16 protein-coding genes are annotated in these 17,016 nt (G+C 70.0%); 10 read left to right on the top strand and 6 right to left on the bottom strand.

Translation table 11 applies throughout. From position 1 onward, the window contains the following. The first annotated feature begins 10 nt into the window (after positions 1-10). The 5 genes from EHF44_RS23705 (at position 11) to rfbG (ending at position 5,921) form a co-directional block, all read left to right on the top strand. The gene (locus tag EHF44_RS23705; protein ID WP_124686126.1) at positions 11-1,354 is read left to right on the top strand and encodes a flagellar hook-length control protein FliK; all 1,344 of its coding nucleotides are present in this window, start codon (positions 11-13) and stop codon (positions 1,352-1,354) included. Further along, entirely contained in the window at positions 1,351-1,653 is a 303-nt protein-coding gene (locus tag EHF44_RS23700) for an EscU/YscU/HrcU family type III secretion system export apparatus switch protein (protein WP_124686125.1), read from the top strand. Before EHF44_RS23705 ends, EHF44_RS23700 begins: the two co-directional genes overlap by 4 nt. A 187-nt stretch (positions 1,654-1,840) precedes the next feature. After that, positions 1,841-4,075: an O-linked N-acetylglucosamine transferase family protein gene (locus tag EHF44_RS23695; protein ID WP_124686124.1), complete on the top strand. Its 2,235-nt coding sequence runs from the start codon at positions 1,841-1,843 to the stop codon at positions 4,073-4,075. Beyond that, positions 4,072-4,845, top strand: a complete 774-nt coding sequence (gene rfbF, locus EHF44_RS23690; protein ID WP_124686123.1) for a glucose-1-phosphate cytidylyltransferase — start codon at positions 4,072-4,074, stop codon at positions 4,843-4,845. Before EHF44_RS23695 ends, rfbF begins: the two co-directional genes overlap by 4 nt. Next, positions 4,845-5,921, top strand: a complete 1,077-nt coding sequence (gene rfbG / locus EHF44_RS23685; protein ID WP_172966169.1) for a CDP-glucose 4,6-dehydratase — start codon at positions 4,845-4,847, stop codon at positions 5,919-5,921. The genes rfbF and rfbG overlap by 1 nt, the downstream gene beginning before the upstream one ends. Here the strand turns inward: rfbG and EHF44_RS23680 are convergent. The 6 genes from EHF44_RS23680 to fliE are packed head-to-tail and all read right to left on the bottom strand — an operon-like array spanning position 5,905 to position 11,150. After that, positions 5,905-6,393 carry an acyltransferase gene (locus tag EHF44_RS23680; RefSeq protein WP_124686121.1) on the bottom strand — a complete coding sequence of 163 codons (489 nt, stop codon included), beginning with the start codon at positions 6,391-6,393 and terminating at the stop codon, positions 5,905-5,907. The genes rfbG and EHF44_RS23680 overlap by 17 nt on opposite strands. After that, positions 6,390-7,304: an NAD-dependent epimerase/dehydratase family protein gene (locus EHF44_RS23675; protein WP_124686120.1), complete on the bottom strand. Its 915-nt coding sequence runs from the start codon at positions 7,302-7,304 to the stop codon at positions 6,390-6,392. Before EHF44_RS23675 ends, EHF44_RS23680 begins: the two co-directional genes overlap by 4 nt. A 6-nt stretch (positions 7,305-7,310) precedes the next feature. Beyond that, complete coding sequence (locus tag EHF44_RS23670; protein ID WP_124686119.1) at positions 7,311-7,877, bottom strand: dTDP-4-dehydrorhamnose 3,5-epimerase family protein; 567 nt, start codon at positions 7,875-7,877, stop codon at positions 7,311-7,313. 2 nt (positions 7,878-7,879) lie between these two features. After that, positions 7,880-9,196 (bottom strand): lipopolysaccharide biosynthesis protein RfbH, encoded by a 1,317-nt coding sequence (gene rfbH, locus EHF44_RS23665; protein ID WP_124686118.1) that lies wholly within the window; start codon positions 9,194-9,196, stop codon positions 7,880-7,882. Positions 9,197-9,254: 58 nt separating this feature from the next. After that, positions 9,255-10,775, bottom strand: a complete 1,521-nt coding sequence (locus tag EHF44_RS28910) for an alpha/beta fold hydrolase (RefSeq protein ID WP_124686117.1) — start codon at positions 10,773-10,775, stop codon at positions 9,255-9,257. Between the two features lie 51 nt (positions 10,776-10,826). Next, entirely contained in the window at positions 10,827-11,150 is a 324-nt protein-coding gene (gene fliE, locus EHF44_RS23655; RefSeq protein WP_124686116.1) for a flagellar hook-basal body complex protein FliE, read from the bottom strand. A gap of 382 nt (positions 11,151-11,532) precedes the next feature. Here fliE and fliF point away from each other — a divergent pair, with 382 nt between their 5' ends. From fliF to fliJ, 5 genes are read left to right on the top strand one after another with little or no spacing between them, the layout of a single operon-like run. Beyond that, on the top strand, positions 11,533-13,218 hold the full coding sequence (fliF, locus tag EHF44_RS23650; protein WP_124686115.1) for a flagellar basal-body MS-ring/collar protein FliF: 1,686 nt from the start codon (positions 11,533-11,535) through the stop codon (positions 13,216-13,218). Further along, positions 13,205-14,218, top strand: a complete 1,014-nt coding sequence (fliG, locus tag EHF44_RS23645) for a flagellar motor switch protein FliG (RefSeq protein ID WP_124686114.1) — start codon at positions 13,205-13,207, stop codon at positions 14,216-14,218. Before fliF ends, fliG begins: the two co-directional genes overlap by 14 nt. Then, the gene (gene fliH, locus EHF44_RS23640; protein WP_124686113.1) at positions 14,205-15,116 is read left to right on the top strand and encodes a flagellar assembly protein FliH; all 912 of its coding nucleotides are present in this window, start codon (positions 14,205-14,207) and stop codon (positions 15,114-15,116) included. The genes fliG and fliH overlap by 14 nt, the downstream gene beginning before the upstream one ends. Further along, positions 15,109-16,560, top strand: a complete 1,452-nt coding sequence (fliI, locus tag EHF44_RS23635; RefSeq protein ID WP_124686112.1) for a flagellar protein export ATPase FliI — start codon at positions 15,109-15,111, stop codon at positions 16,558-16,560. The genes fliH and fliI overlap by 8 nt, the downstream gene beginning before the upstream one ends. Then, the gene (gene fliJ / locus EHF44_RS23630; RefSeq protein ID WP_124686111.1) at positions 16,553-17,005 is read left to right on the top strand and encodes a flagellar export protein FliJ; all 453 of its coding nucleotides are present in this window, start codon (positions 16,553-16,555) and stop codon (positions 17,003-17,005) included. The genes fliI and fliJ overlap by 8 nt, the downstream gene beginning before the upstream one ends. The last annotated feature ends 11 nt before the right edge of the window (positions 17,006-17,016 follow it).

Raw genomic sequence — 17,016 nt, 5'->3', positions numbered from 1 at the left:
ACACGCGGCCATGACCGGCATCCAGATTCCTCCCAGCCTGATCCCGCATCAGGCCCCGGACCCGCAGCTATCGCGCCCGGCGCTGGCCATCGACAAGCTCGCCGCGCTGATGCCGGTGCCCGACGTGTCGCAGGGCGACGTGCAGTCGTCCACCGGCGAGACGGTGCAGGCGCGCCAGCCCGGCACGCTGACGCCGGGCGGCACCGACCCCCGGCTGGCCGGCCAGACCACCTCCACGCGCGAAACACTGAGCTTTGCCGCCAAGGCGATCCTGGACCTGTTCGAAGGCGGCGACGCCGCGCCGGCACGCCCCGGCGCGCCGCTGCTGGCCACCGCGCCGGCCGGCCAGCCCGGCGCCACGCAGGACCTGGCCAGCGCACTGGCGCGCTTTGTCGACCAGAGCGGGCTGTTCTATGAATCGCACCTGACGCAATGGGTCACGGGCCAGCGCCCGCTTGCCACGCTGCTGCAGGAGCCGCAGGCCACGCTGCGCAACCCCGCCCAGCCCCAGCCGCAAGGCCAGCCCGCTGCGACGCCATCGGCCCCGGCGCCGGCACCGGCTGCGCTGCTGCCCTACGGCGGTCCGTCCACGCCCAGCCCGATGGCGCCGCCCAGCGCGACGATCCTGGCCGAACTGACGCGGCCGGTCATCTATCCGCTGTCGACCGGCGTGCCCGCGCACGGCGACCCCGCCAAACCGGCCCAGCCGTCGCCGGGCAACGCGGCCACCGCGCAGGCACCACAGACGCCGTCCAGCCCCGCCGCCGAGCAGCGGCTGGCCGCCCATGCCAGCGCCGCCGCGCACGCCTACCAGCTCACGGCCGAGATCTCACACGAGGGCCACCATATCGCGCGCGCCCAGCATGCCGCCATCGTGGCGAGCTGGAACGCCCCCGACAACAGCGCCACCCAGCCGCAGCCCGACCGAGGCCCGCCGATCCATCCGTCCAGCGAGGGCGTGGTGCGCCAGCAGCTTGAACTGCTGGCCTCGCAGCAGTTTCGCGCGACGATCGACGCCTGGCCCGGCATGCCCGTCGACTGGGAAATCACACACCATCCGGACCACGTGGCCGAACGCGAAGCCGGCGGCGCGCCGGCCGCCGCCGCAAGCTGGAGCACGCGCCTGCGCCTGAACCTGCCGATGCTGGGCAGCGTCGATGCGGTGCTGACGCTGGGCGCCCACGGGCTCGAAGCACGGCTGGTCGCCGCCGACAGCGACGCCGCCGCGCGGCTGATCCAGGGCCGCGCCGATTTTCGCGCGCAACTGGAGGCACGCGGCATCGCGCTGCTGAACATGAACGTGTCGACCGAGGACGCCCCGTCGACGCCCACCGTCATCGCGCTGCCAGCATGAGCGACCACCCGTCCGACCGCGGCGCCGCCGTCGCCCTCTCCTACCAGTCCAGCGACAACGCCCCGCGCGTGGTGGCCAAGGGCTACGGCATGTCCGCCGAGGCCATCATCGCCCGCGCCCGCGAGGCCGGCGTCTACGTGCACGGATCGCCCGCGCTCGTCAATCTGCTGATGCAAGTGGACCTGGACAGCCAGATCCCGCCCCAGCTCTACGTGGCCGTGGCCGAACTGCTGGCGTGGCTGCACCGCATGGAAGCCGGCCCCGACGCGGCCAACCCGCTCGCCCTGACGCCGGCCTGACGCCCCCGGCCCCGACCGGTGGGGCCGATCCGCCACGCCGGCCGCGCTACCGGCCGAAATAGCCCTTTTTTTGCGTTGTGTTCGCGCCGTCGCCCCGCACGGCGGCTTGTTAATTTGTTGGCATGGGACCAGACCATCCATTAATGGATCGTCCGGGCGTCTGCAGGCCATCGAAAGACACAAGCAAATGAAAAGACAGCCAAGGGGAAGCGGATCGCACGCGCTGGAAGAAGCGTGGGCATTGTTCCGGATCGGCAACTATCAGGCCGCCTACGGCACGGCCGACCAGGCCGGCCGGCGCGGCGCGCCACCGGCGCAGGTGGAATACCTGAAGGGTTACTCGCTGCTGCTGCTGGACCGCGACGCCGAGGCCCTGCCGCTGGCCGAGCAGGCGCTGGCCAGGTGGCCCGACGACCTGGCCCTGCAGGGCCTGCTGGGCATGCTGCTGACCCGCCAGGACAATGCCCGCGACGCCCGGCCGCTGCTGGAACGCGCGCTGGTGGCCCGTCCGGACGACACGAACCTGCAGTTGTCGATGGCGCGCGTCCACACGATGATGAACGAGCGCCGCGCCGCGCAGGACCTTTACCAGCGTCTGGTCGAGGCCGATCCCACCAACTACATCGCGTTCGCCAACCTGGGCAACGAACGCCGCGCCAACGGCGACCCGGCCGGCGGCCTGCAGGCGTACCGCGTGGCCCGCTACGGCGATCCGTCGCTGGCAACCAACCGCTCCAACGTGCTGCTGGGCATGCTGAGCGCCGAAGACACCACCGCCCAGACGCTGCGCGCCGAGGCCGAGGACTTTGCCGCGATGCTGACGCGCGATGCCGTGCCCGCCACGGCGCCGCTGGGCAGCACGGCGCCGCGCATCCGCATCGGCTTCCTGTCCGCCGACCTGGGCTGGCACGCCATTGCCTACTTCCTGATCCCGCTGATCGCCAACATCGACCGCAACCGCTTCGATGTCTACCTGTTCCGCATGAACCGGAAGCACGACGTGCTGACCGAGAAGCTGGCGCAGTACGCCACGGCGATGATCGACGTGAGCACCCTGTCCACGCTGGACACCGTGCAGCGCATCCGCCGCGAGGACATCGACGTGATGGTCGACCTGGGCGGCTACACCGGCCAGTCGCCGCTGCTGGTGCTGGCGCACCGCGTGGCGCCGGTGCAGATGACGTGGCTGGGCTTTCCGGGCACCACCGGCATGCCGTCGATCGACTACCGGATCTCCGACTGGACCGGCGACCCGGCCGGCACGGAGAGCCACTACACCGAGACGCTGCTGCGCGCGCCGGTGTTCTGCGCGTTCCATCCGCTGGTCACCAGCCCGCTGCAGGTCTACGAGGACAAGTACCGCGTCAAGGACACTCCCGCGCTGCGCAACGGCTACATCACGTTCGGCTCGTGCAACGGGCTGACCAAGCTGAGCGACCTGACGCTGCGGCTCTGGTCCGCCGTGCTGGCCGCCTGCCCGGACAGCCGGCTGCTGATCGAGGCCCAGAACGTGGCCCGCGAAGGCGTGCGCGAGCTGTTCGAGGCCCGCCTGGCCGCGCACCGCATCGACCTGGACCGCGTGGAGCTGATCGACCGCGTGGCCGAGAACCAGTACGTGATGTACCACCGCATCGACATCGCGCTGGACGCCACGCCGTACACGGGCGGCACCACCACGTGCGATGCGCTGTGGATGGGCGTGCCCGTGGTGTCGCTGACCGGCCCGGCCTTCCACCAGCGCATCTCTGCCGTGTTCCTCAAGGACTGCGGGCTCGACCCGCTGATCTGCGAGGACGAGGCCGCGTACGTCAACGTGGCCTGCGAGCTGGCGTCCGACGTGGGCCGGCTCAACGAACTGCGCCTGTCGCTGCGCCAGCGCGTGGAGACCAGCGCGATGACCGACGCGCCGGCCTTCGCCGCGTGGTTCGAGCAGCAGGCCTACGCGCTGTCGCACGCGCGCAAGGGCCTGCCCGAGGCGATGCCCGCGCGCGAGCAGGGTGTCTACTTCGGCGGCACGTGGTACTCCACCACCGACATGGCGCTGAGCGTGGCCGCCCACATCGAGACGGGCCAGTACGACAAGCTGCACAACGTGCTGGAAAACCTCAGTTCCACGTGGTACCGCCACTGGATGGTCACCTACGGGCTGGCCGTCTACAAGTACCACATGGCGTCGCGCACCGAGGCCATCGACCTGCTGATCGAGGCCATCGGCCAGCGCCCGTACGCGCTGCCGCTGTACCGCCTGCTGGCCGCGTGGCTGGAAGAGAACGACTACGACAAGTCCGCGCTGGCCGGCCTGCTGGCCGAGCAGTTCGGCCTGGACCTGGCCACGCTCGAAGCCGGCCCCGTGCCCACCGCGTTCGAGATCGCCGGCATGAAGGTCGAGGTCGTGGACGCGCAGGAGGAGGCCGTCGCATGAAAGCCGTGATCCTGGCCGGTGGCCTTGGCACCCGCATTTCCGAGGAATCGCACCTGCGGCCGAAGCCGATGATCGAGATCGGCGGCAAGCCCATCCTGTGGCACATCATGAAGATGTACTCGGCGCACGGCGTCAACGAGTTCGTGATCTGCCTGGGCTACAAGGGCTACGTCATCAAGGAATACTTCGCCAACTACTTCCTGCACATGTCCGACGTCACGTTCGACATGTCCGGCAACCGCATGGAAGTGCACTGCCAGAAGGCAGAGCCGTGGCGCGTGACCCTGGTGGACACGGGCGAGGAATCGCAGACCGGCGGCCGCCTGCGCCGCGTGCGCGACTACCTGCCCGCCGGCGAGACGTTTTGCTTCACCTACGGCGACGGCGTGTCCGACATCGACATCAGTGCCGAGATTGCGTTCCACCGCCGCCACGGCCGCTGGGCCACCGTGGCCGCCGTGCAGCCCCCGGGCCGCTACGGCGCGCTGCAGCGCACGAACGAGGACATGGTCACCGGCTTTGCCGAAAAGCCCCGCGGCGACGGCGGCTGGATCAACGGCGGCTTCTTCGTGCTGCAGCCCGAGGTGCTCGACCTGATCGACGGCGACCACATCAGCTGGGAACAGGAGCCGATGGGCCGCCTGGCGCGCGAGGGCCACCTGCTGGCGTTCGAGCACGGCGGCTTCTGGCAGCCGATGGACACGCTGCGCGAGAAGAACCAGCTCGAACAGCTCTGGCAGACCGGCAAGGCGCCGTGGAAGGTCTGGTGATGGAGGCGCTCGCCGCTTACCACGGCCGGCGCGTGTTCGTGACCGGCCACACCGGCTTCAAGGGCGCGTGGCTGTCGATGTGGCTCGCGCGTGCCGGCGCCCGCGTCACCGGCTACGCGCTGGCCCCCGCCACCGAGCCCAACCTGTTCACGCTGGCCGATGTCGCCCGCGACCTGCACGCGCACCACGTCGCCGATATCCGCGACGCCGCGCGCCTGCAGCAGGCCATGCAGGCGGCCGAGCCCGAGATCGTGTTCCACCTGGCGGCCCAGCCGCTGGTGCGCGAAAGCTACCGCACGCCGGTCGATACGTGGTCGACCAACGTGATGGGCACCGTCAACGTGCTCGAAGCGGTGCGCGCCAGTCCATCGGTGCGCGCCGTGGTGGTCGTCACGACCGACAAGTGCTACGAGAACCGCGAATGGCTCTGGGGCTACCGCGAGACCGATCCGCTAGGCGGCCACGACCCCTACAGCGCCAGCAAGGCCGGCGCGGAGCTGGTCGTGGCGAGCTATCGCCGGGCGTTCCTGGCGTCGGCCGGCCAGCATCTGGCCAGCGCCCGCGCCGGCAACGTGATCGGCGGCGGCGACTGGTCGGCCGACCGGCTGATCCCCGATGCCGCGCGCGCCGCGGCGGCGGGCCAGCCGCTGCGCATCCGCCATCCGGAAGCCACGCGGCCGTGGCAGCACGTGCTGGAATCGCTGCACGGCTACCTGCTGCTCGGCACCCGGTTGCTCGGCGACGACGCGGCCGCCTTTGCCGACGCCTTCAACTTCGGCCCGGCCGCCAGCGACAACCGGCCCGTCCAGGCCGTGCTGGAAGGCTTGCAGCGTCACTGGCCGCAACTGCGCTGGGAACTCGATGCCGCGATGCGCGCGGCGGCGCCGCACGAGGCCGGCTATCTGTACCTGGATTCGTCGAAGGCCATGCGCACGCTCGGCTGGCAGCCGCGCTGGACGCTCGACCGCGCCCTGCTGGCCACGGCCGACTGGTACCGCCAGGTGCAGGCATCGCCCGCCCACGCGCGCGCCATCACCGAGGCCCAGATCGACGCGTTCGTCAGTCGCGATACTTGACGATGCGGGCCGGATTGCCAGCGATCACCGCGTAATCCGGCCACTCGCCCTTGAGCACGGTGCCGGCGCCCACCACGCAGCCCGTGCCGAGCACGGTGCCGTCCAGCAGCACGCAGTTCGCGCCGATCCAGCAGTCGTCGCCGATCACGATGCCGCCGCGCGACGGCATGAAGCGCTGCGCGATGATCGTACGTTCGCGCGAGCGGTACTCGTGGTTGGTCGGCGCCAGCGTGGTGTTGGCCGCGATCAGCACGCCCTCCCCCATCCGCACGCCATTGCCCGAGTAGATCACCACGCCCGAGTTCAGGTAGCAGCGCGGGCCGATTTCGACGTTGCCGTCGCCGCCCGCGAACTTGATCTTGACGAAGCTGTCGATGGTCACGTCGTCGCCCACGGCCACGTGGTTGCCGCGCACCGAGCGTTCGATGTCGGCCAGCGGCGAGATCTTTGCCAGCGTGGAGATGCGGTTCATGGTGTTCCTGCCTTGCTGTCTTGCAGCAGTCTGTCGGCGACGTGGCGCGCGAACGTCGCCATGCGCAACCGTTCGCCCTCGCCTTCGCCTTCTGCGTCGGTTTCATCGGCCCAGTGCCCCGAGCCGAACGTGTAGGCCGCTTCCGCGGGCCGGTGCGTGCCGAGCGATACCGGCACGTCGCGCCCGCTGGCCTGCGCGGCCACGCCGGCGCACAGCCGCGCCAGCGCGTCCATGCGCCACGGCTGGCCGGAGACGTGCGTCACGGGCGGCAGGTGGCCCTGCAGCCCCTGGACGACCGCCGCCGCCAGCCGCTCCAGCGAGACGTAGCAGCGCACCGGCGAGCCGTCGGACAGCAGCCGCACCGCGCCGTCGCGCAGCGCCTGCTGCATGAAGTCGAACGGTGCCAGCGTCCAGCGGTTGAACGTCGACCAGTCGGCCGGCGTGCCGAACAGATTGGCCGGGCGAATCACGGTGGTGCGAAACGGCTGCGCGCGCAGCAGGTGCTCGGCCAGCAGATGGGTCAGGCCGTAGTCGTTGGCCGGCACCGGCTCGGCGGTCTCGTCGAGCCGGCCGGCCGGGCGGCCGAATACGTGGAACGTGGACAGGTAGACCACGTGACCGACCTGCGCGTCGCGCAACCGGCCGGCCAGCGCGCGCGTGGCGGTCACGTTGGCCGTGAACGCGGCCAGCGGGTCCTGCCGGCACAGCACCTCGTTGGCGGCGGCGGCATGGACGCAGGCGTCGATGCCGGCGGGCAGCGCGGGCAGGCGGTCGGGCCGCAGCAGATCGAACGGCAGGTCGTCATCGGCACGGCGGCCGGCGGTCAGCACGGTCATTCCGGCCTGGCGCAGGACGTCGCGGATGGCGCCGCCCGCGTAGCCCGATGCACCGGTCAGCAAGACGGTCGGCATGGCGGTTCAGGAAAAGTCGGTGTGGGCCAGGTACGCGGCCAGCGACGGGTGTGCGGTGTCGCGCGGCGACAGGATCGGCGTGGCGCCGGCCAGCGCGGGCGCACCGTCCCACCAGTCGATGCCGACGTCGTCCACATGGATGCCGGCGTCGGCCGCCGGCTCATGCACGCTGGAAACCAGGTACCAGAGCCGCGTGTCGTCGACATGGGCGGCAAAGCCGTGCGCGATGCCGCGCGGGATGTAGAGCATGGCCGGCACGTCGGCGCTGAGCATCAGGCTCAGGCTACGGCCAAAGGTGGGCGAGCCGCGCCGCAGGTCCACCAGCCCGTCGCGCGCGCGGCCGGTCAGGCAGCTCACCAGCTTGGCGTGGTCGTGCGGCGGCCGCTGGAAGTGCATGCCGCGGATCACGCCCGCGTGGGACGTCGACACGTACGATTCGGCAAACGCGGTCTCCAGCCCCTGGGCGGCCAGCGTGGGCGCGTGGAACAGCTTCATGAAGTCGCCCCGCGCGTCGCCCAGGCGGGCGCCGTGCAGCAGAAAGCAGCCGGGCAGCGCCAGCGCCTCGCACTGCATGGTCAGAACCCGACGCCGAAGAACTGTTCGAGCTTCTCGCCCACGAAGTCGAGCATCGACTCCGACAGCCCCGGATAGATGCCCAGCCAGAACGTGTCGTTCATGACGATGTCCGAGTTGGTCAGGTCGCCCACCACGCGGTAGTTGCGGCCGATCATGTACGGCTGGCGCGTCAGGTTGCCCGCGAACAGCAGCCGCGTGCCGATGCGGTACTGGTCCAGGTAGGTGACCACGTCGGTGCGGCGCACGTTGGCCTCGGGCCGCAGCGTCACCGGGAAGCCGAACCACGACGGGTCCGAGTTCGGCGTGGCTTCCGGCAGGATCAGCATCTCGCTGCAGGCGGCCAGGCGCTCGCGCAGGAAGCCGAAGTTGTGGCGGCGCGCGGCGATGAAGCCCTCGGCGCGGTCGATCTGCGCCAGGCCGCAGGCGGCCTGCATGTCGGTGATCTTGAGGTTGTAGCCCAGGTGCGAGTACGTGTACTTGTGGTCGTAGCCCTCGGGCAGGTTACCGAGCTTCCAGCAGAAGCGCCGGTTGCAGGTGTTGTCCTTGCCCGGCGGGCAGTAGCAGTCGCGGCCCCAGTCGCGGAACGACTCGGCGATGGTCTTCAGCGCGTGGTTGTTCGTGAACACCGCGCCGCCCTCGCCCATCGTGATGTGGTGGGCCGGGTAGAAGCTCAGCGTGCCGATGTCGCCGAACGTGCCGACCAGCTGGCCGTTGTAGGTGGCGCCCAGCGCGTCGCAGCAGTCCTCCACCAGCCAGAGGTTGTACTTGCGGCACAGCGCCGTCACCACTTCCAGGTTGAACGGGTTGCCCAGCGTGTGGGCCAGCATGATCGCCTTGGTGCGCGGCGTGATGGCGGCCTCGATGCGGCTGGCGTCCACGTTGTACGTGCCCAGTTCCACATCGACGAACACCGGCACGGCGCCGCACTGCAGGATCGGGTTGACCGTGGTCGGAAAGCCAGCAGCCACGCCGATCACCTCGTCGCCGGGGCGGATGGCGCGATCGCCCAGGCGCGGCGACGTCAGCGTGGCAAACGCCACCAGGTTGGCCGACGAGCCCGAGTTGACCGTCAGCACGTGCTTCACGCCCAGCAGTTGGCCCAGCCGCTGCTCGAACGCGTCGTTGAAGCGGCCCGTGGTCAGCCAGGCGTCCAGCGACGCCTCGACCATCGCCTTCATTTCCGGGGCGCCCACCACCTTGCCCGACGGCGGGATGACGGTTTCACCGGGCCGGAAGCCCGGCGTCTCGCTCTGGACCAGTGCCGCGTACTCTTCGACGAGACCGGCAATCTTTGCGCGTAGAGATTCTTTGCTCATTCCCATGACTCATGCTGGCCTGCCCCGGCATGGTGGGCAGGTCCGTTGTAGTAGCGGATCAGGCGGCGGCCACGGCCTCGGCCGCGAACGCGTCCATGGCCTTGACGACTGCCGCGGGGTTGTCGTGGATCAGGTCGTGGCCGCCGGCCACCTGCTGCACGCCAATCCCCCGGCGGCGCAGCGCGGCCAGGTCTTCCTTGTCCAGGCAGCACGCCACCTTGGCGGTGCGGCGCGGCGGATGCATCGGCACGTCGCCGGTCAGCACCTGCACCGGCGTGGGCAGGTCGTCCAGCAGGTGCCAGTAGGTGCGCTCGGTCAGCGCGTGCTCGGTGACGCCGTAGATTTCCCAGGCAAAGCGGCGCACGTGCTGGTTGTCGGGGTCGCCGGCAATGGCGCCGCGCAGGAACTGGTGGTTGTGCCAGAGCTTCTTCGCCTCGAACGGCGTGTCCAGCAGCAGCACGCCCCGGCAGCGGCCGTTGTCGCGCGCCATCGCCAGGCCCACCGCGCCGCCAAAGCTGACGCCCACGATGCGGTAGTCGCCGTCGATGGCCTGGTCGATGGCCGGGCGCAGCTCGCGCGCGAACCCTTCGGCCGAGTAGTCGGCCGGGCACCACGACGCACCCGAGCCCGGCAGATCGGCAAAGACCAGGTTGACGCCGGGCGCGGCGGCCTCGAAGTCCTTCACGCCATCGATCGAGCCCAGCGAGCCATGCAGCACCACCCAGGTGGGCGCGCCGGCCTTCCACTGCTGCGGCAGCCGCAGCCGGACGATGCCGCTGGCACCGGCCACGATGCGCTCGCCCTTGGTGGTGGCGCGCATCTTGTGGATCATCGCGGCCTTGTGCTGCGCGAGCTTGTCCAGCGCGGGGCCGCCTTCGTTCATGATCCAGCCGATGCTGGCTTCCACTTCCTCTTTCGGCCAGTCCCACCAGCGCAGCGCCTGCAGCCGGGCGCTGGTGGCCTCGTCGAAGCGGCGCTTGACGAACTGGGCAGGATTGCCGGCCCAGACCTCGTAGGCGCCCACGTCGCGCGACACCACCGAGCCGGCGCCGATCACCGCGCCGTCGCCAATCGTCACGCCCGACAGGATCACCGAATGCGCGCCGATCCAGACGTCGTTGCCGATGCTGACCCCGCCGCGCGTGGACGAGAAGTCCGGCACGGGCCGGGCCGGCCGGAACAGCGTGCCGAAGTTGGGCGCCGTGAACGGGTAGATCGTGTGCCAGTCGTGACGGTGGTAGCTGCCCAGGATGACCTTGACGTCGTGCGCGATCGTGCAATAGCGGCCCACGCGCAGCCGCGCCGGCTGGTCCGCCTGGTTGTGCGGGAACACGGCCGGCACGCCGTAGCTGAAGTCGCCGATGTCGTACAGGTCGGGCCGGTGCAGCCCGATGGCGGTGAACTGCAGGTGGTTCACGCCGTGCCGGATCGTCAGGTCCAGATGGCGGGCACCCACATGGCCGGGCCGGTTCGCCAGGATCTGCCGCGCGATGTCGGCCGCCTGGGCGGGGTTGCCCTGCACCCAGGCGTTGGCCGCGAGCTGCATGGCATCGTCAACCGTCATGTTCTGTGTCGCCATGGCGTTCCTTCTGTGCTCTGGAAATCCGTACTGCTGCCGTGCCGCGCGGGCTTACACCGGCATGTTCATCATTTCCTGGTACGCCGCCGCCAGGCGGTTGCGTACCTGGACGGCCGTCTGGAACGAAATGTTGGCCTTCTGCATGTCGATCATCACGTCGTTCAGCGACACGCCGGGCTTGCCCACTTCAAATGCCTCGGCCTGGCCGTAGGCGCGTTCCTGGCTGGTGTTCAGCCGTTGCAGCGATCGTTGCAGCTCGCCGGCAAAGCCGGACGTGGACGCCGCCGCCGTGGCCTGGGACGCGGTGCCGCCGCCAGCCACCTGCGCAAGGCCGCGCAGTTGCTGGAGCATGCCTTCGATAGAGGAAATGGTCATGGCTCGTACAGGTTGGATGAAGGGGAGACAGGGGGAAATGCGACCTGAAGTCGCCCAACGTGCCTAAAACGTCACGTCCGTCCCTGTTTCAGCCCTCGCACTGTACTGGCGGCCCGCCTCCTCCCAAAGGCTGAAATCGGCGGGAAAACATGGCCTATTCAGCCGATTGTCCATCAGCCGTCTGACCGATCATCGCTACCGTGCCGGATCTGGCGGTTCGCCGCGTTTTTGCCTTACCGCCCACGGCCAGGGAACATCAACTATCGCGGGGAGTGCGCGTGTTTTGTCTGCAGCGTAATGTGAGCCGTGCCGGAATGATTAACGGCAGCGAAGGCCAGAGTGGTAAGGGCAGGGTATGCCCGGCCAAGCCGGAGATGCGCGCATGAACGCGGCCGCCACCCTGCCGAACGGCGCGGCCCTGGTCGAAAAACTCAAGGGCAACCCGCGCCTGCCGCTGATGCTGGGCGGCGCGGCGCTGGTTGCCGCCATCGCCGTGGGCGTGATGTGGTCGCGCCAGCCCGACTACAAGGTCCTGTACACGAACCTGTCCGAACGCGACGGCGGCGCGGTGATCCAGTCGCTGCAGCAGATGAACGTCCCGTACAAGTTCGCCGAAGGCGGCGGTGCGGTGATGGTGCCGGCCGACAAGGTGGCCGAGACGCGCCTGCGCCTGGCCAGCCAGGGCCTGCCCAAGAGCGGCACCACGGGCATGGAACTGATGGACAACCAGAAGTTCGGCATCAGCCAGTTTGCCGAGCAGGTGAACTACCAGCGCGGCCTGGAAGGCGAGCTGGCCCGTTCGATCGAATCCATCGGCGCCGTGCAGTCGGCCCGCGTGCACCTGGCCATCCCCAAGCCCACGCTGTTCGTGCGCGAGCGCCAGAAGCCCACCGCGTCGGTGGTGCTGCAGCTCTACCCGGGCCGCGCCGTCGATGAAGGCCAGGTGGCCGCCATCACACACCTGGTGTCGTCCAGCGTGCCGGAACTGACGCCCAAGTCCATTTCCATCGTCGACCAGCACGGCAACCTGCTGTCGGGCAGCAACGACCGCTCGATGGACGCCACCCAGCTCAAGTTCGTGCAGCAGGTGGAACAGGCGTACGTGAAGCGCGTGGAATCGATCCTGCTGCCGATCCTGGGCAAGGACAACGTCCACGCCCAGGTCACGGCCGACATCGATTTCTCGTCGGTCGAGCACACCGACGAAAGCTTCAAGCCGAACCAGGACCCGACCAAGGCCGCCATCCGCAGCCAGCAGACCAGCGAATCGAACCAGCAGGGCGGCTCGGCCGTCGGCGGCGTGCCCGGCGCGCTGTCGAACCAGCCGCCCGCCGCCGCCGTGGCCCCGGTGACCACGCCGCAGCCGCCGCGCCAGCCCGGCCAGCCGAACCCGCCGGCCCAGGCGCAGGCCAACCAGGCCACGCAGACGGCCGAGAAGACCGGCCCGAGCAGCAACCGCCGCGACGCCACCACCAACTACGAGCTGGACCGCACCGTGCGCCACGTGCAGCAGGCCCCGGGCGGTGTCAAGCGCCTGTCGGTGGCCGTGGTCGTGAACTACCGCAGCAAGGTGGACGCCAAGGGCAAGCCGGTCACCGAGGCGCTGACCGCCAAGGAACTGGCCCAGATCGAGAACCTGACCAAGGAAGCGATGGGCTTTTCCGCCGAGCGCGGCGATTCGCTGAACGTGGTCAACAGCCCGTTCACGGCCGAGAACAACAAGGAACCGGAACTGCCGCTCTGGAAGCAGCCGCAGATGATCGACCTGGCCAAGACCGGCGTTGGCTACCTGCTGCTGGCCCTGCTGGCGATGTTCCTGTGGTTCAAGGTGGCGCGTCCGGTGCTGCGCAAGTACACCGCGCCGCCGCTGCCGCCCACGATCGACACCGCGGACGCCGCCGCAGCGGACGCCGCGCTGCCGCCGCCGGAAGAGGAAACCAATCCGGAAGTGCTGCGCCTGGCGGCCAAATACGAAAGCGATCTCGCCCTGGTGCGCGACGCCGCGCAACGCGACCCGCGCCTGGTCGCCAGCGTAATCAAGACCTGGATGGCAAATGACGAAGGCTAACAAGGGAGCGCCCGAGAAGGGCCTGCAGAAGAGCGCCATCCTGATGATGGCGGTGGGCGAGGATTCGGCCGCCGAGGTCTTCAAGCATCTGTCGCCGCGCGAAGTGCAGCAGCTGGGCTCGGCCATGGCCAACCTGTCGGCCGTGACCCGCGAGGAAATGGCCGAGGTGCTGGCCGAGTTCCGCGGCGAGACCGAGCAGTACCTGGCGCTGAACGTGGACTCCAGCTCGTTCATCAAGAGCGTGCTGAACAAGGCGCTGGGCGAGGAACGCGCGCTGTCCGTGATCGAGGACATCCTGGAAGCCCGCGACCCGGGCGGCGGCATCGACTCGCTGAACTGGATGGAAGCCACGTCGGTGGCCGAGCTGATCAAGGACGAGCACCCGCAGATCATCGCCACGATCCTGATCCACCTGGACCGCCAGAAGTCGTCCGAGGTGCTGGGCTTCTTCACCGAGCGCCTGCGCAACGACGTGGTGCTGCGTATTGCCACGTTCGGCGGCGTGCAGCCGGGCGCGCTGCAGGAGCTGACCGACGTGCTGACCAAGCTGCTGGCGGGCCAGAGCCTGAAGCGCAGCCGCATGGGCGGCGTACGCACGGCGGCCGAGATCATCAACCTGATGAGCACGGCCCACGAGGAAGCGGTCATCGACGGCGTGCGCACGCACGACGCCGACCTGGCACAGAAGATCATCGACGAGATGTTCCTGTTCGAGAACCTGCTGGAAGTGGACGACCGCGGCATCCAGCGCGTGCTCAAGGAAATCGCCACCGAATCGCTCATCGTCGCGCTCAAGGGCGCGCCGCAGGAGCTGCGCGACAAGTTCATCCGCAACATGTCGACCCGGGCCGGCGAGATGCTGCGCGAGGACCTGGACGCGCTGGGTCCGGTGCGCGTGTCGCAGGTGGAGGCCGAGCAGAAGGCCATCCTGCAGGTGGTGAGACGCCTGGCCGAGGCCGGCGAAATCCAGATTGGCGGAGGCGACGATGCCTACGTTTGAACGCGGCTTTGCCGCAGGCCGCGGCCCGGGCCGCGGCGACCCGGGGTTCTTCGGCGCGCCGGCGGCGCCCGGCAGCGGCCAAGGCGGCCGCACGCCGGACCGGTCCGACATGCACGACATGCGCGACGCGGGCGGCACGCCGCAGGCGCCGCGCGGCCTCGGCAACCTGCATCGCAGCGACGAAGGCTTCCAGGGCTTCGAGCCGCCCGGGCGCCGCCACACCGGCGGCGACGCCTGGAAGCGCTGGCAGCCCGAATCGCTCGACCCGCGCGACGCCCTGAAGAAGGTGCTGGCCGCGCAGTTGCCGGTGGAGCCGCCGCCCCCGCCGCCGATCGACTTCGCCGCGCTCGACGCCATGCGCGACGGCGCCCGCAAGGAAGGCTACGCCCAGGGCTACACGCAGGGCCAGACGCAGGGCTACGGCGACGGCCACCGCGAAGGCTACGCGCGCGGCCTCGAATCGGCCCGCAGCGAAGCGGCCCGGCTGCAGGAGCTGGCCGGCAACTTCCGCGACGCGCTGGGCCGCGTCGACACCGAGATTGCCGATGCGCTGATCTCGCTGGCGCTGGACGTGGCGCGCCAACTGGTGCGCAAGACGATGGAAATCGACCCCGCCGCGCTGGTGCCCGCCGCGCGCGAACTGATCAACGCCGAGCCGCCGCTGTCTGGCGCGCCGTGCCTGCTGCTCAATCCCGACGATGTCGCGCTGGTGGAAACTCACCTGCAGGGCGAACTCCAGGCCGCCGGCTGGACGCTGCGCGCCGACCCCGCCGTGGCACGTGGCGGCTGCATCGCCAGCGCGGCCAGCGGCGAACTGGACGGCACGCTGGCCACGCGCTGGGAGCGCGTGATCAAGGCGCTGGGCCGCAACGACCCGTGGGAGCCGCCCCATGCATGACACCCCGGCCGCCGCACCCGCCCCCGACGCCGCCGCCGCGCACACCGGCCGCTGGCGCGACGCGCTGGCGTCCGCGTCGTCGAGCATCGCCGAGATCGACAGCAAGCGCACCTGTGGCCGCCTGACGCGCGCCGCCGGGCTGGTGCTGGAAGCCGTGGGCCTGCGCATGCCCGTGGGCAGCGACTGTCTGATAGAACTGCCGGCGGGCCAGCATTCGCATGGCGGGCCGCGCACGGCCGAGGCCGAAGTGGTGGGCTTTGGCGCCGACCGCCTCTACCTGATGCCGCAATCCGACGTGGCCGGCCTGGTGCCGGGCGCGCGCGTCTATCCGCTGGAACCGTCGCCGCTGCCCAAGGGCGTCAGCGCGCCGCGCGAGCCGGGCTCCAAGCGGCTGCCCGTGGGCGACGGCCTGCTGGGCCGCGTGCTCGACGCCGCCGGCCGTCCGCTCGATGGTCTGGGCCCGATCACGGCCGCCAGCGAGGTGCCGCTGTCGGGCGCCCAGATCAACCCGCTGATGCGCGCGCCGATCGAAACGGTGCTGGACACCGGCGTGCGCGCCATCAACGGCATGCTGACCGTGGGCCGCGGCCAGCGCATGGGCCTGTTCGCGGGCTCGGGCGTGGGCAAGTCGGTGCTGCTGGGCATGATGGCGCGCTACACGAACGCCGACGTGATCGTCGTCGGCCTGATCGGCGAGCGCGGCCGCGAAGTGAAGGAATTCATCGAGAACATCCTGGGCGAGGAAGGCCGCAAGCGGTCCGTGGTGGTGGCGGCGCCGGCCGACTGCTCGCCGCTGCTGCGCATGCAGGGCGCGGCCTACGCCACGCGGCTGGCCGAGTACTTCCGCGACAAGGGCCAGCACGTGCTGCTGATCATGGATTCGCTGACCCGCTACGCGATGGCCCAGCGCGAGATTGCGCTGGCCATCGGCGAGCCGCCCGCCACCAAGGGCTACCCGCCGTCGGTGTTCGCCAAGCTGCCGACGCTGGTGGAACGCACCGGCAACGGCCCCGAAGGCGGCGGATCGATCACCGCGTTCTACACGGTGCTGACCGAGGGCGACGACCAGCAGGACCCGATCGCCGACTCGGCCCGCGCCATCCTGGACGGCCATATCGTGCTGTCCCGCAGCCTGGCCGAGGCCGGCCACTACCCGGCCATTGACGTGGAAGCGTCGATCAGCCGCGCCATGACCGCGCTGATCGAGCCGCCGCAGTTTGCCTCCGTGCGGCGGTTCAAGCAGTTGATGTCGCGCTACCAGCGCAATCGCGACCTGATCAGCGTCGGCGCCTACGTGCCCGGCAACGACCCGGAGCTGGACCTCGCGATCCGCCTGCATCCGCGCATGGAGGCATTCCTGCAGCAGGACATCCACGAGCGCGCCGACTACGAGGCGTCGATTGCCCAGCTGCACGCGACCATCGGAGCAACCCACCATGGCTAAGACTTCGCCGCTGAACACGCTGGCCGACATCGCCCAGGACAACACGGACAAGGCCGCGCGCGAGCTGGGCCGCCTGCAGGGGCTGCGCACGCAGGCCGAGCAGCAACTGCACGCGCTGACCGAGTACCGCCACGAGTACCGCGCGCGCATGCAGGCGATTGCCGCCGAGGGCATGACGTCCAGCCGCTGGCAGGATTTCTCGCGCTTCCTGGATTCGCTGGACCACGCCATCCGCCAGCAGACCGCCACGCTGGCCAAGGCCGAGGCCGACCTGCTGGCCGGCCGCACCCACTGGCAGCAGCAGAAGCGCCGCCAGAACTCGTTCGACACGCTGATCACGCGCGCCGAGGTGCGCGAGCAGCAGGTAGCCACGCGCCGCGAACAGCGCGCCAACGACGAATACGCCGCCCGCATCGCCCGCCAGCCGGCAAGCGGCCACAACTGACCTGCCCCATA

Origin of the sequence: Cupriavidus pauculus, from assembly GCF_003854935.1 — a bacterium.
In the GTDB taxonomy this organism is placed as follows: Bacteria; Pseudomonadota; Gammaproteobacteria; order Burkholderiales; family Burkholderiaceae; genus Cupriavidus; species Cupriavidus pauculus_C.
Note: the sequence above shows the minus strand (reverse complement) of the source record. Positions and strands in the feature narration are given on the sequence as shown.